Raw genomic sequence first — 15,985 nt, forward strand, 5'->3', positions numbered from 1 at the left:
TAATCAATTGATTAAAATAAATCAATTGAAAATCTTCCTCTTATCGATATTGAACTTTCTGATTTTAGACTCAAGTGTTTTAGGATTGACACCTAATTTTTCTGCAGCTCCGCTTGGTCCGGAGACCTTGCCTTGAGTTTCAATAAGAACATCTATTATCGTTTGCTTCTCAGTGTCTTCTAATTTGCTGTTCTCAAAATTTCTAGTGGACTTTGGTATCAAGGGATCTTCAACTATTAAATCCTCTTCAGAAGTAATCATAGCTCTTTCAATAATGTTTTCAAGCTCTCTAATATTCCCAGGCCAATCATATTTAAGCAACTTTTCCATTGTTGTATTGGGAATCGAAAAAATCTTTTTCCCCATTCTATTTTCAAACTTCTTAAGGAAGTGTGCAACGAGGGCTGGTATATCACTCTTTCTATTTCTGAGAGGAGAAGGATAGATAGGAAACACATTGAGTCGATAAAAAAGATCTTCTCTGAACTCTTTTTGCTTTATTGCTTCTTCTAAATTTTTGTTTGTTGCTGCTATGATTCTAACATCCACCTTAATAGTTTCATTCCCTCCCACACGTTCAAACTCTCCTTCTTGCAGGACTCTTAAGAGCTTAGCTTGAACTTCCATAGGCAACTCTCCAACCTCATCTAAAAAAATAGAACTCTTATCTGCAACCTCAAATTTTCCTATTTTTCGTCCAACTGCCCCTGTGAAAGATCCTTTTTCATGCCCAAATAATTCACTTTCTGCTAATTGAATTGGTAGAGCAGCACAGTTTACTTTGATCAAAGTGTTGCTATTTCTATCGCTGAGATTATGGATTGCTCTTGCAAATAATTCTTTACCTGTTCCAGTTTCACCTAGAATTAATACGGTGCTTGAAGTTCTGCTAACCTGCTCAATTTTCTTCAGTAGATTCTTACAGTTTTTGTTTTCAGCAACTATTTCATCGAAGTTATACTCTATATTAATTTCATCTCGCAAATACTTGTTTTCCTTTTCTAATTTGCTTTTAAGTATTTTGATTTCATCTAGTGCGCTCTGTAAAATCTTTTCATTATTCTTTCTCTCCGTGATGTCTCTAACGACACTACATTTGAATTCCTTTCCTTTCCAATTAATAATGTTATTGGTTATCTCAACTGGAATTTCAGAACCATCTTTTCGTCTATGATTCGTAATAAAAGACAGGGAACCTTTTTCTTTAGTTTCCTTCCATAAGGAAATAGATTTTTTCATGGAAAATCGTGGATTTATATCAATACCTTTTTTTCCAATCAATTCTTCTCTCTTATAATCCAAAAGATCTGCTGCTGCTTGATTGACACGAACAAATCTGAGATCATCATCAAACCAGTAAATTCCATCCGAAATACTCTCAATCGTAAAATCAGAAAATTTAAGATTTTGCTGATTCTCATTATGCTCAGACAAATCACAAATTGTTCCGGATAGCCGTATAACCTGGCCTAAATTATTCTTGGTTGCGACTCCTGTTGCTCTGACATATCTGTGTTTACCATTATTATCTTCAATTTCACAAAAGATCGAATACGGAATTCCCTCAGCGATAGCTGACATTATGATTAATTCAACCTTACTCTGCTCCTCTGGTGACGAATATCTTATGATCTCTTCGAGCCTGGGAGGTGTTAAACCTTGCGCCAATCCATATATTTCATATACTTCCTTAGACCATACTATTTCTTCTGTGTCAATATTATATTCCCATATACCTGTTTTTGTTTGATGAAATGCCTCTTCTAACTCTTTTACACGATTTTCTGCTTCTCTTAATTTGATGATCAAATCCTCTTGATCAATGGCATCCAGTTCGCCCATTTTTTCAGCCTTTGATTTAAGTTAGTAATTATTTATCAAAAAATAGCCTCAGCTTTACACTGAGGCTTATAATCATTAAGACCGGAATTCGAATAATCCAGTTACCTCTGAGTTATTATTCATAAATCTTTGGGAACATACTGCATAATATTTGGTCCAACTTCGAACTCGGCATCAATAACTTCTTGAAACAGTAGATCCGATTTCTGATGCTCCTTTACTTCTTTGTAGATCATAGCCATTCTGTAAATAGCAAGAGGCTCATGTGTTCGACCTTTAACTTCATCCTCTAAAAGCCAGATAGCCTTCTGAATTTCGCCATTTTTAAAATAAGCCCAGGCAAGCAAACTGAACATTTCGGGAGTTGGCCTGCTGTCAACTTCAGTAAGTGCTAATTCAACTGCTTTTTGACTATCTACTTCAGCCATAGTAGGAATCAAATAACTATTGTATATAGGAAAAGTCGCTTTATTTATAAAGCTATTTCTATGCATTGTGGCTGAATCGATTTGGCCCATTGCCTCATTAATATCAGCAAGCAACAATAAGTATTCAGGATTCGCTGAATTGCTAATTAAGTACTGACATAATTTTTTTGCTAAAGGATAATTTTGATCATATGAGAAAGCAATCCATATAATACCCCTTAATGCATGAAAATCATTAGGATTATATGATAAGGCTTCAATGTACTTATTATATGATCTCTTTATAAGTCCGGCATGTCCATATAAAACCCCCAGGTTACTAACAATCCAATTTCTCTTTTCTGGAGATTCAACAAATTTAAGGGCCTTTTCACAGTAATATATTGCTGAATCAAGCTGACCAATATGGTCTTTGAATTTTGCAAATCGAATTAAATAGTCAACTGATTCAGGTTGCTTGGCTCTATTTAAAAGTTGGTAGGCAATTTGGTAATTTCCAAGTTCTATTTCTCCATCGTATTGCATCATCAATGGCCCGAACTTTTCATCAGTCAATGACCGGGCCTTAACTGAATAATTAACTGCGGCTTTAAAATTATGCAGCATCATTTCTGCATGACTTAAAAGAAGAAGATTGTTGACTTGGTTTTTACCTTGGATTAATAAACTGGCTTTTTGCAAAAGATCCTTATTAAGCTCTAAATACTTAGGTTTTCCAGTAATTTCAAAAAGCTTTAATGATGCATTAGCAGCTTTTTGTAAATAAATATATCCTTGCGGAATTTCATCTAACTTTTTTAACCAGAAATAATAATCCGCTTCAGCATTTAACAGCCTATCTTGAGGGCTATGCTTTAGAAAGTTTTGTAAATCTGAATCAATTACGACAAACTCTCTTTTAGACTCTTCAAAGTCACAACTAGTAAGAATTACAATAAGGAATAGGATAAAGTAATGTATCATATCAATAAGTAAAAAGCCGAGACCAGTCGTAATGACTGATCTCGACAGCACTAATTACCAAAAAAACTACCTATGAGCTGAAGCTATATAAGGAAAATTATTACTATGACTTTTGTCGTTGCTATCAACATTGTCAGTTGAGACACCATCTTTTACTGGATTATCTTCACCCGCAGCTGACTGATCTGCGAAAGCCAACGCTAATGTTACATCAATCACATCATCGCCTAATCCTCTTCCATTTAAAGTCGCATATGAAGAGGGGCTTTTGGAAAGATCACAAGTCAAAACATCTACTGATAATATTTCAGCCAATGTCTGATTATTTGTCCCCAGAATATTTTCATATGATGTAGGATCAAGGAAGATGTATGCTTGTAAAGCTTCCAAAATTCCTTTAAAATGGTCTGAACTTTCTACTTTCCCTTCAGATGGAAGTATTTCATTAAAAGAATTCTTTGTTGCCGATGATCCAAAGAAATTAAATACGGTGTTGATTGCTGGGCGTCCCATCTGATCAACTGTATTGTATACTTTCTGTTCCTCCACAACATTGGACCCATCATCATTGCTACATGATGAAAAAGACACTATAGAGATAAATAAAAAAATCAATCTTATATTTTCCATTTTCATTTGAAGTTTATTGTTGAACCATTTTACTTTCTAACCAAACATTAAAGGTTGAAGAAGTAGAAATCATTGATTTGGGGACTTCAACCACGAATGATAAAACATTGGTGCCTGCTAACGCATCAGTACCAGGATCATTAAATGCTGCAGGGTAAGGCTCGTTTGTATCTGGATTTAATCGTTCTGCACTATATACTCCTGTATTTGTATCATCACTTAGTGCCGCTCCAAGACCATTTACAATACCAATAAATTGAAAAAGATCGAAGAAGAAGGGGTCGTCTGTGGCGCCAGCGAATAATTTGATTCCATTTGCGCCTTCATTCGTTGAAGCGATCTGAGCACGTACTTCAGTACCTTCTTTTTCAATAACACTTGAAAGTCCCGTGCTTGATGGAGTAACAGGACCATAAGTCACCGCGTCCCCATCTTCAAAAAATACTTGGATAACCTGATCTTCTACCAAGTCACCATCTGTATCAAGATTGAACTCATACATTACGTCCTGATCAAATTGTGCTTCCGCAGTAGCCGATGGTGATAATAGACCATTGACTGTGCCAATGAATACATAATTATTAGAATTAGATGGACTTTCAAATGCAAAAAGATCTGCTAAATCCGATACGGATGATCCGGCAGCTAGTGAGCCAACTGCTGGAGCATCAACATGGTCTGCTCCTTTCAGATAAAACACACCTAATGATAGGGTTGTCACACCTACCAATAAATACAACATTTTCTTCATAGTAATTTTAAATTTAAATATTAGGCGTTCCGATTATCAAAGGGCATGCCATACCATTTAAAATTCTGTAAATCAAATAGTTATTAATTTTCTGAAAGATGAGTTGTTCCCTTTATTTAAGGGATTGATTAAATATGGGGAGGGTTTAATTTGTGCCGTACGGGTGTGATAAAGAATAAAACTGACTGAAGCTCTGCTGTTAAATTACGAGACTTTTATTAATCCACCTGTAAAGGGATTATGAGCCATTACAGTGGACAAATTAGTAGAACATACATCCTTCCAATTCAATTATTTCGCCAGTGTCAACAAAATCTTTTGAATAATTTTTTTCAGAAGGATGGAAAATAAATGTTTCACCGTCAGTACTTGAAAAATGAAGTAAACCATCAATTACTTCATATGTATAACTTTTAATATATTGAATTTCTTTACCAGACCCGTAATAATAATAGTCAAACGACAAAACATCCCACTCATTTTGTTTGATTTCTATATTCCATTTTTTTCCATCGTAAGTTGTTTCACCTACTTTCCATCCTTCACAATATGAAGCAACACCATCAAGATTAAAGAAGGATATAAAATATTCAGTGGCAAAAAAGTTTGAAAATTTTACGTCTGAAAAGTCGCTATAATAATTTTCTGAATCTGCCCAGATAGTCCCATCATATTTGCGTAAAAATTTACAAAACTTAGATCCCCAACCCGGACCACAGTATACCTCCCGCGGATCCAGATCAGGATAGTGTACTCCATTTGCATCCGTTACAATATTTTGCCCTTCAAACCTTTCAGACAGGTCAGGCCCATATTGCTCTCTGTCGCTTTCCATGCAAGAAAATAAACCAAAGAACAAAAACAATAGAAGTAATTTTTTCATTTCTAAGATTTTTTTAATGCACTCAAAATTTAGGTAAAATAAATTAGTAAATGTGAGACTCTCCAAAACCGAAGCAATAGCAAATATAGTTTGCAAGAGCTTTCCAAATAGAAATGTAACCCCTATGTAGCTCCTAGAATGTAAAAAAAATCCCTCAAATCAATGAGTGGTAATGCAGTCCGTAGGAGGACATGACGTTTAGAAACCATCCGGTGGATGGTTTTAGTCATGAGACAGGCTGCAGTGTGAGCCCCCGAAGGACTGCAAAAAATACAGATATATAAATGTTGGGAATGAGTGGAAATATAAAAGGCACTCACACTGTAATGTGCTTGAGCCTTTTGCAGTCCGTAGGAGGATCGAGCGTGAAGAATTGATCCAGTGGATCAATTTAGTGAGAAGACAGGCTGTAGCGTGAGCCCCAGAAGGACAAAATGAAAAAAGCCACTCGTTTGAGTGGCTTTTGGAATGCAGTCCGTAGGGGAATCGAACCCCTGTTACCAGGATGAAAACCTGGCGTCCTAACCCCTAGACGAACGGACCGTGTTTGTTTTGGGAGTGCAAATATAGAATGTCAATGCAGTTTTGCAAAGAAGAGAAATAAAAAAAGCTAAGAATTTTTAAAAGCTAGAGTTAAAGAGAATTATTCAACTGTTTCCTTGTAAATAGAAACACCTAACAGATAGGTATTTACGATCATGTTTTTGTTGCTTTTGATCGTTTCTTTCAATGAATCTAATGAGCTACCCTCAGAAATTAATGAGTCATTCTGAGAGACTCCCTGACCGATGATGATGCCACTTACTGCAAAGCCCAGCACGAGAGCAAGTACTTTAAGTGAGCCGGTTTTTTTGGTGATATTCTTTTTCATGATCAAGTTGTTTACTTATTAGTACCCAACAATTGATATTTATTACAAATAAAACGAAAAAGATCATCCAATGGATGATCTTTTTGTCTTTTTCCTTTAAAAACGTTCATTACCATATAATCACACGTTCTTCTTCTGGTCTCCAAAGCTCATCACCTTCCTTCACGTCAAATGCCTGATAAAAGGTTTCCATGTTGGTAAGCGGACCTATTGCCCTAAACATCCCCGGAGAATGTGGGTCAGTAAGTACCTGCGTCCGTAATGTCTCATCACGATATTTGGTTCTCCATATGGTTGCCCATGAGATAAAAAGTCTTTGCTCTGGAGTAAAACCATCTATTAATCCCGGGTTACCATTTTCTGCTAAATGAATCTGAAGTCCATCATATGCGGCATTAAGGCCTCCCAGATCACCAATATTTTCTCCTAGTGTGAGCTTTCCCTGAACATATACACTATCCAAGGCTTTGTATGCATCATATTGAGCTACAAGTTTCTCGCTTCTTTCTTCAAATCGCTTCTTATCATCTTCTGTCCACCAGTTGACCATGTTACCCTGGAAATCGAACCGACTTCCCTGATCATCAAACCCGTGTGAAATCTCGTGCCCAATCACAGCTCCCATGCCTCCATAATTGACCGCAGCATCTGCCGTATAGTTATAGAATGGAGGCTGCAAAATAGCCGCAGGGAATACAATCTCATTATTCAATGGATTGAAATAGGCATTTACGGTTTGAGGATTCATTCCCCAACGTTGTTTATCCACCGGCTCTCCGATCTCTTTAATGTTTTCTTCAAACTGCCATCTCCACGCATTTTCCATGTTTTCATAGTAGCTATAGCTTTCGCCACTTTTCTTAACCTCAAGTGTGGAGTAATCTCTCCACTTATCCGGGTAACCGATTTTCACCGTAAGGTTATTTAGCTTTTTTAATGCTTGTTCCTTTGTTTCTTCCGACATCCATTCAAGATTTCTGATTCTTTTATCAAAAGCCTTCATCAGGTTGCCTACCATTTCTTCTGCACTGGCTTTTGCCTCAGGCGGAAATGTTTCTGCTACATATACCTTACCAATGGCTTCACCAATTACCCCGTTTGTTGTAGATAATACGCGCTCTGATCTTGGACGCATCTGCTCTGTCCCACGGATGGTTTTTCCGTAGAAATCAAAATTTGCCTGCACCATTTCATTGTTTAAGAAATTAGCCGCTTGATTCACTACATTCCAGGCCAGGTAGTTTTTAATTTTTTCCATGTCTACTTCATTGAAAGTGGCTGTAACCTCTTTCATGAATTTTGGCTGTGTCACTATTAACGTATCCACTTTGCCAAGATCTACTCCCACACCTTCTAAATACGATTTCCACTGAATAGTTGGAGAAAGTTCCTGCAGACCATCTACCGGCATTGGATTGTAAAGCGCTGGGATGTTCCGTGCCTCTATTGGTGTCAATGAAGCAAGAGCCAATCGGTTTTCGATTTCCATTACATCATTCGCCATGGCATAAGCATCACCCTCTACTCCTGCCAGACTCATCATGCGACCAACATGAGCAACATATTTTTCTCTGATCTCTTTTGACTTGGCATCTTCTTTCGTATAATAATCTCTATTAGGAAGACCTAAACCACCTGCAACCACATACAATGAATTGATTTCACTGTCCATAAGATTGGCAAATGAAGCAACTCCATGAAATGGCCCATATCCGGTACGGTGCATCTCCGCTAGCAGATTCTGCAAATCTTCTTTTGATGATAAGGCATTGATTTGATCCATCCATTTTGAAAGTGGCTTGGTTCCAACTCGCTCTGCAAGTGTAGAATCCATTCCTACAGCAAAGAAGTCAATGGCTTTGCGCTCATCTGTTCCGTCTCCAAAGTCGGGGTTTTGAGCTGATCGATCCATGATATCCAGCATGATCTTGTCATTCTTTTCCCTTAATTCTGGAAAGCCACCCCATCTTCCCTCGTCCGCAGGAATCTCGGTCTTATCAAGCCAATTACCATTGGCAAATCGATAAAAGTCTTCTTTAGGGTCTACATCCTCCCCCATCATAGTCATATCAAGACCTGGAGGCATTTCTTTTTCTTTCGCGTCCTCACCTGGTGCTGTACATGCTGACAGCACGCCGATTACGAGCAAGCTTAAAATAGAGTTTCGCATTTTTATTTTGATTGGTTTGAACTTATAAAAGTATGAAAATGAATGTGTTATACACAACAACCTCAGACGAATGGACACAAAAGTGGATAAGTGACTCATATGAGTCAATGAGCTGTTATTCTTCTTTTACAATGACAATTGGAAAATCTTGTCCCCTGGAGAATGTGTGAGGGTATTGCGGCGTTCCCTTATGCTGAATACTTAGCTCCGGAACCTGATCGTCCAGGTATGATTTTAACTCATAGATGGTGACTTTCCCGTCCTTTGGTGCGCCATCTGCAGCTCCGCCAATACCTTTTAACAATGCATATGTAAAGAGACCATGTCCCAGTGATTCAAACTCTGTAGCATACTGTTCACTACCTGCAGCAGCCATCACATGTATACCTGAACTTCGTGACAACTGAGCAATGGCTTTTTCCTCAGGTGCACCACGCTGAGCGAGCACTTCGACTGACCCTCCGGACTGGCAGGCATCCATTATGATTAATTGCTTCAGTGCTTTGATATCTAGCATCGCTTCCTGTAACACATCAGCCCTTATGCCATACTCATTGATTCTATCACTGTCGTATAGTCTGCTGGCACTCGAAGAGACCAGATAAAAGTCGTTGTTTAACATGCTTCCATGACCCGCATAATAGAAAACGAAGACATCATTTACTGATATCTGCTTCTGAAGTTCTTTTATTCTTGCAAGGATGTTCTCCTTGGTAGCTTCTCTATCGAAAATTTGATGTAAAACTACATTTGAGTAAATCTGCTCACCCTGGGCTTTCATCTGCTCAGCAAATGAACTAGCATCCGATTTTGCATAATTTAGATTAAGGGATGAGTTTTGATACTCATTGATGCCAACAGCCAAAATATGACAAGTACTTCCTGGAACCTTTGAATCAGAAAAAAGTGTCACTGCAGCCTTATTCGATTCCAAATTGGCATCAGAAGATGCTGATGCCGTGAATTGATTATGGCCAGCAACAAGTGGAAACTCGATTGAATAAATCTTCGCGTTTTTATCCGACCGCAAATTCTTGATTTGAGATGCTAAAGAAACTCGCTTCCCATTGTGATACAACTTTACGTCCTTGATTCCCCCACCCTGATCTTCAGCCTTCAAATACAACTTGGCGGTTTCACCCTGGACAAGTCCTGATAACTTTAAGGTGGGTGGAGGGTCTTCCTCTATAAGCTTACCAATCGACTTTCTCCCACTTCTTGTGGAGCTAAAAATGTCTTTAATTAACCCGGGGACATAAAATTCATCCATGAGCTGATCTGCGCCTATGGTTTCCATCCCTTTCACGAAATGAATATTAGAAATGGCATCATCAGTTGCATCAAAGTAACCATTTGGATTTTTCACCATCCAGTCATTCCTTCCTATTTGAATATGCTCAAATAGTTCTTTTTTTGATGTCAGATCCCAGAACTTGCTTACACCATCAACATCGGTTGTCATCATGAGGTTATTTGCTACTTCAATCCCGTTGATCTCAGCCTGATGTCCGGCCAAGCTTTCTATCCTTTTACCAGAGGCTTTATCCCAAAAATTAATTGAACGATCAGCACCTACAGAAATAATCTGATCTACTACAATCAGTGCATCAAAAACGGGCTTTCCTGAATCAATTCGCTTTTTAATTAATCCACTATATAAATCCCACAAAATAATTTTACCATCCCAGCTGGTTGAAAGGACTTCATTCCCATATGTTTTCAGGGATGTCACATTATCTGTATGACCAACAAACTCTCTTACAATTTGCTTGGTCTCGATTTCATACAACTGAAGTTTCTTATCCAGCATTCCCAAGACCAGGTAAGCGTCATTATCCGTAAAGGTTAGCGTGTATGTAGACCTACCCTCATGATAGCTATAATTATATCGCTCCAACGTTTTGGTATCCCACAATGATACCACACCATCCCATGCAGTGCTGGCGAGCAATCTCCCATCATTACTTAGTTCCATATCAAAAATAGGTTCCCTGTGAGCGTTGATCTTTTTGATCAGTTTGCCTGACTGTTCATCCCAAATAACAATCTTTCCGTCACCTCCTCCAGTTGCGATAGTCTTGTCATCGAGTTTTTGAAAACACAGAATACCTTTCTCATGGCCTATATATTCCATATCGATACCGGCATCTTTTACACTCCACTTTCTAGCTTTCGATCCTGTTTTACCTACGTAAAATGATCTGTCGCTCAGCATTCTGGCAGGACGATACTTCACCCATTTGGCAATGTAATGCTCCCAATAGCTTCCCAAATCATAATCCAACCCCGTATTTGCCTGATTAAGGATTCCATCAAAGCGTCTGAGTTCTTTTCCTTGTAAATCGGTTACAATCACATACTTATCTATTGCAATAATTACCTGATCCTCCAGCGGATGAAAAATGGCATCATTGATTTCTCCATCAACTGTCCAGCGGGCTTTTAACCTGTTGTTAGTATTGTCGTAAATGTGGATTGAATCTTCGGTGGCTGTTAGGAAGTACTTCCTGTTAGGATGAAAATCAACCGAACTAATGTCTCTAAACTCATTGCCTCCTTCAAAAGTCTTCTCCCCTGAACTCAGGCTGAATTTAGTAAGTGTGGTGCCATTTGAAAGTTTAAGCAGCGAATTTCCCTGAATGGAGGTAAGTGAACCGCATCCTCCACAATAGCCTCTCTCGGGTTTAAATTCATACTTCAGGCTCAAGTCGGTTGTTGTGTACACTTTTGCTGTACGGTTATCTTCTCCAACTGATAAGAAATTGCCATCCGGACTAAATTGAACACTTACTCCATACCCTACTCCTCTATCAGAATTGGCTTTAATTTTTTTATTTAGGCTGTAATCAACAACGTTGAAAATGGAGATTGAATCTGCATAGCTTCCTACCGCTAATAGTTTACCATCCGGGCTGAAATCTACAGAGGTTACATATTCCCGGAACTTAGTACTTTGCCACAGTAGCTCACCAGTTACCATATTCCACACCCCAACCGTCCCATCTGCACTACTTGAGGCAATTAGTTGATCATGAATGGTTAGGTCATTAACTGTATGCGCATGGCCAAAGAGGGTTCGGATCTCTCTTCCGGTTAAAGCATCCCAAACCTTGATAGTCTTATCCCTTGAAGCGGTAATTAAGTATTTTCCGTCAGTGGTAATTTCAAGTCCTTTAACTGCTTCCCCATGTCCTTTTTGAATGACGGCATAAAAAGATTGAGCCTCTGCAAAACAGAGGCTCATAGAAAAAACGATTAGGAATTGTATTGATTTCATTTAGTCATCATTCAGATGAGCTGTCCACACGGGGATTTTTGCATGATTTACAACATCCTCCGCAATGCTGCCAGCTAAGAAGTGTCCAACTCCTTTGCGTTGATGAGTTCCTAGCGCGATCATATCAGCTTTAATATCTTCTGCAAAGAGAATGATCCCATCCTCTTCATTCTTATAATTATAGATTTCAATCGTGCAGTTATCGATGGAATGTTTCTTTACAAATTCCTCCATCTGCTTTGTATCATGGCGTGTAGAAGTAAAACTTGCAGGAGTGTTAATCTTTACGATATTCAACTGCGCATTGAATGTACGTTGGAGGTCAAGCATTTGGCCTACAAAATGATCATCGGAATGCTGGAAGTCAGATGCAAACACAATCTTTTCGATTGGTTCAAGTTCGCACTTATCCTGAATAGTAATAACCGGGCATGATGCCTTTCTGACTATTTTTTCTGCATTTGAACCTGCAAAAAATTCGCTCAAACCCTCAGCCCCCTCAGTTCCAACCACCATTAAGCTCACCTTCTCCTCTGTAATTTGGTCAATGATGGTATTAAATGGGTTACCTAACTGAATCTTGGTATTTATACGATCATCCGAATATTTTGCGGCTGAAACCACATTCGCCAACTTGGCTTGCACCGTTTCATACATCTTCTTGATGTATAGTTGCTCCATCGGATCAACGTTTTGCATACCAAGTGTCTTAAACGAATCTGCTGTTGGATGCTCAATCACATTAAGTAGCATGATGTCACTGTCAGCTTTATCAGCAATCTGGCAGGCAAAATCCAGTGCGTGTTCAGAAACTTTTGAAAAATCGTAAGGGACTAATATTCTTTTCATATTTGATTGAATCTTTTAAACAAACCCAATTTAATGAAAAATGATTGAGTTCTTTATTCTTGCATTGTTATGAATCTAAAAGTTGATAAAAAATTTATTACTTATTTGTTCACACCCGATAAAGACTTTATCAGGGAGGCTAAATTGGACCTTAAATTAAAGAATCAAAGAAATTGGATTCTCTCGTTTATTTTTTTTGGACTTTCAATGTTCTTCGTAATTCTAGAAACAGCCATTTGGCTTGCCCTTACATTATTAATAATTTCTTAGATTTTTTATTTTTTTTGGAGACTTCCGAGGAGGAAAAGGAAAAATAAGATAAATATTAAACCTATTAGACTTGAAATTTCTCCAAAAGAGATTGCATTCGGAAATCAAAAAATCCCTAAAGAGGATTTTAAGAGAGTAAGAATTGAATTGAAATGTTACGAGGGACAAACTATTCGATCGAAACATCAAGATTATACTTATTCTAACGGAACTGAAAATATAATCAAATACTTTTCTGGAGGTAGTGAATACTCAAATTACTTTTGTCTTTACAACTATCACCATTACATCAAATTGATCAGAGTCTTAAAACAGGCGAACATTAAATTTGAAGATGATGTTTCGTTGTTATGATGAATTTAATAAAACCAACTTGCTATCTGCCCAATAGAGAAAAGGACAGAAAAAAGTAAGGTAGAGATGGCCATTTGCTTCAAATAAGGATCGAGCTCTTGAGCTGGTTTGGTAGCAACCGCTTTAATGTTTTTGTAAAACAGAAAAGAAACCAAAATAAAAAGTAGTCCTACCCAACTTCTAAAGTTTAGATAAACGAAGAGTATACTAAATAACATACCACCATTAAGAAGAATCTTGTGGTAAACGATCGCTCGTTCTCGACCTATTCGAACAGGGACGGAATTTTTTCCAGCTTTCCTGTCAGATTCAATATCTCTGATGTTATTCACATTAAGAACGCCTACACTAAATAAGCCTATTGATGATGCTGGCAGCAAAATTCCCCAATTCATTTGGGCCGATTGAATATAATAGGTTCCAAAAACTAATACGATTCCAAAGAAGAGAAAAACAAAAACATCTCCGAAACCGGCATATCCATATGGATTTTTTCCTACCGTGTACTTAATAGCCGCTCCTATCCCAACCATACCTATTAGAAGAAAAATCAAAGCTGAGGTCCAATCATCAGGAAACGCCAAATGCAACAAATAGGAACCGGTAATAAAGGAAAGCAGTGAAAACAGCACCATGGCATTTTTCATAGCACGGGCGGATATCTTGCCTGAACTTACCATTCGAGTTTCCCCTGTCCTATTCTCATCCACTCCGGAGCTAGCATCTCCATAATCATTTGCCAGATTCGATAAAATCTGCAATAAAATAGCCGTGAAAAGGGTAAGAATAGCTGTCGCATAATTCAACGTGGTGTCATTACCAGCTAATGAAATTCCTACCAACCATCCTGCAATGGCCAAAGGCAATGTTCTTAATCGAAAGGCTTTGATCCAGGATTTCATATCACATTCGCTCAGGTACTTCTATACCTAGTAAAGCCATACTTTCATGAATCAGATTAGCCGTGACTTTGGATAGTTCTACTCGGAAAGCAAGCCTGTCCTTATTTTCTTCATTGAAGATCGGCACTTCCTGATAGAAGCCATTATACTCTTTTGCCAGGTCATAAACGTATTGTGCCATAACAGCTGGTGAATATTCCTTTCCTGCTTCTCTTAATGCACTGGTGTAATCTGTGATCTTGTATATTAGATCTATTTCTCTTTGACTCAGCTCACCAACATTTTCGGGGATGAATGAGGTACCTACTTCCAATGATTTTGCTCTCCTCAGAATTGCTGAAATCCTGGCGTGCGTATACTGTATAAAAGGCCCGGTATGTCCTTGGAATTCGATGGATTCCTGTGGATTAAAAAGCATTCTTTTCTTAGGGTCCACTTTGAGAAGAAAGTATTTAAGTGCACCCAAACCAAGCATGCGATAAAGGTTTTGAGCCTCCACCTCGTCCATTCCTTCAATCTTACCTAGCTCCTTTGTATGCCTTTCAGCGGTATTGAACATTTCTTGAAGCAGATCATCTGCATCCACGACCGTTCCTTCCCTGGATTTCATTTTTCCAGTTGGAAGATCCACCATTCCATAGGAAAGATGATGCAATCCATTAGCATACGATCTCCCAAGTTTCTTCATGATTGCGAAAAGTACCTTGAAGTGATAATCTTGCTCATTACCTACAACAAATACAGACTTATCAAATGGAAAATCCTTGTGCTTCATGTCACAGGTTCCCATATCCTGAGTCATATAGACTGCTGTACCATCTGCTCTAAGCACAAGCTTTTCATCCATTCCCTCATCGGTCAGATCAACCCAAACCGATCCGTTCTCCTTTTTGAAAAAAACCTCTTTTTTAAGTCCTTCCTCTACGAGCTCCTTCCCGAGTAAATAGGTGTTGGATTCTTTATACATGGTGTCGAAATGAATACCCATGGTGTCATAAGTCTTATCAAAGCCTTTATACACCCAATTATTCATTTTCTCCCAAAGGGCAACCGTTTCATTATCTCCATTTTCCCACTTCTGAAGCATCTCCTGTGCTTCAATAATAGACGGAGCTTCTTTCTTAGCCTGTTCGGGCTCTACTCCCTGATCTACAAGCGATTTGATTTCCTCTTTGTACATCTGATCAAAAAGCACATAATACTTTCCTATCAAATGGTCTCCTTTTATTCCTGCAATTTCCGGAGTTTCTCCATTCCCTAGTTTTTGGTACGCCAGCATGGACTTGCATATATGTACCCCACGGTCATTTACCAGGTTCACCTTTTTTACCTCAAAGCCATTGGCAGCAAGTATCCGCGCAGTTGAATCTCCAAGAAAATTATTTCTTAAATGACCAAGATGTAGTGGCTTGTTGGTATTTGGGGAAGAGAACTCCACCATCACTTTCTGACCATTGCTCGACAGTTTACCATAATTAGGCTCTGAAGCTATTTCATGAAGCGTGCTTGCCCAGGTTAAATCTTCAATTTCAAGATTTAAGAAACCTTTTACCACATTATACCCCTTTATAAAATCCGTATTAGCCGTCAACCAATCGCCAATCTGAGCACCCGAATCTTCAGGTTTCCCTTTGGTGATTTTTAAATAAGGGAAAACGACGAATGTATAAGAACCTTCAAACTCCTTTCGGGTAGGTTGGAGACCCACCTGATCAGATTGAAGTTCGTGACTGTAAAGGCTTTTAAAAGCCTGAGAAATCGCTTCTTGTATTTTTTGTTCCAGCATTATTTCTGC

The 15,985-nt window shown here is 38.3% G+C and carries 11 protein-coding genes and 1 tRNA gene; all 12 read right to left on the reverse strand.

Going from position 1 to position 15,985, the window contains the following annotated elements:
- Positions 1-21: 21 nt before the first annotated feature.
- The 12 genes from ACO05G_RS10175 to argS all read right to left on the reverse strand — a co-directional run bounded on the left by ACO05G_RS10175 (position 22) and on the right by argS (position 15,979).
- Positions 22-1,842 (reverse strand): sigma 54-interacting transcriptional regulator, encoded by a 1,821-nt coding sequence (locus ACO05G_RS10175; RefSeq protein WP_421762690.1) that lies wholly within the window; start codon positions 1,840-1,842, stop codon positions 22-24.
- A 119-nt stretch (positions 1,843-1,961) separates the two neighbouring features.
- On the reverse strand, positions 1,962-3,233 hold the full coding sequence (locus ACO05G_RS10180; protein WP_421762691.1) for a tetratricopeptide repeat protein: 1,272 nt from the start codon (positions 3,231-3,233) through the stop codon (positions 1,962-1,964).
- Between the two features lie 66 nt (positions 3,234-3,299).
- A complete protein-coding gene (locus ACO05G_RS10185) occupies positions 3,300-3,863 on the reverse strand; it encodes a DUF4331 family protein (RefSeq protein ID WP_421762692.1) in 564 nt (187 codons plus the stop codon).
- A gap of 13 nt (positions 3,864-3,876) precedes the next feature.
- The gene (locus ACO05G_RS10190) at positions 3,877-4,614 is read right to left on the reverse strand and encodes a DUF4331 family protein (RefSeq protein ID WP_348284298.1); all 738 of its coding nucleotides are present in this window, start codon (positions 4,612-4,614) and stop codon (positions 3,877-3,879) included.
- Positions 4,615-4,876: 262 nt separating this feature from the next.
- Positions 4,877-5,497 carry a hypothetical protein gene (locus ACO05G_RS10195; RefSeq protein WP_421762693.1) on the reverse strand — a complete coding sequence of 207 codons (621 nt, stop codon included), beginning with the start codon at positions 5,495-5,497 and terminating at the stop codon, positions 4,877-4,879.
- 471 nt (positions 5,498-5,968) lie between these two features.
- Positions 5,969-6,040: transfer RNA gene (locus tag ACO05G_RS10200), tRNA-Glu, on the reverse strand.
- Between the two features lie 100 nt (positions 6,041-6,140).
- Positions 6,141-6,368 (reverse strand): hypothetical protein, encoded by a 228-nt coding sequence (locus tag ACO05G_RS10205; protein WP_421762694.1) that lies wholly within the window; start codon positions 6,366-6,368, stop codon positions 6,141-6,143.
- 109 nt (positions 6,369-6,477) lie between these two features.
- Positions 6,478-8,538, reverse strand: coding sequence for a M13 family metallopeptidase (locus tag ACO05G_RS10210; RefSeq protein WP_421762695.1), 2,061 nt, complete (start codon positions 8,536-8,538; stop codon positions 6,478-6,480).
- A gap of 115 nt (positions 8,539-8,653) precedes the next feature.
- Positions 8,654-11,782, reverse strand: coding sequence for a caspase family protein (locus tag ACO05G_RS10215; RefSeq protein ID WP_421762696.1), 3,129 nt, complete (start codon positions 11,780-11,782; stop codon positions 8,654-8,656).
- Positions 11,783-11,815: 33 nt separating this feature from the next.
- Positions 11,816-12,664 (reverse strand): universal stress protein, encoded by an 849-nt coding sequence (locus ACO05G_RS10220; RefSeq protein ID WP_421762697.1) that lies wholly within the window; start codon positions 12,662-12,664, stop codon positions 11,816-11,818.
- A gap of 629 nt (positions 12,665-13,293) precedes the next feature.
- Entirely contained in the window at positions 13,294-14,190 is an 897-nt protein-coding gene (menA, locus tag ACO05G_RS10225) for a 1,4-dihydroxy-2-naphthoate octaprenyltransferase (protein ID WP_421762698.1), read from the reverse strand.
- Between the two features lies 1 nt (position 14,191).
- Positions 14,192-15,979: an arginine--tRNA ligase gene (argS, locus tag ACO05G_RS10230; protein ID WP_421765712.1), complete on the reverse strand. Its 1,788-nt coding sequence runs from the start codon at positions 15,977-15,979 to the stop codon at positions 14,192-14,194.
- Between the last annotated feature and the right edge of the window lie 6 nt (positions 15,980-15,985).

The organism is Ekhidna sp. (genome assembly GCF_965227465.1).
Classification (GTDB): Bacteria; Bacteroidota; Bacteroidia; order Cytophagales; family Cyclobacteriaceae; genus Ekhidna.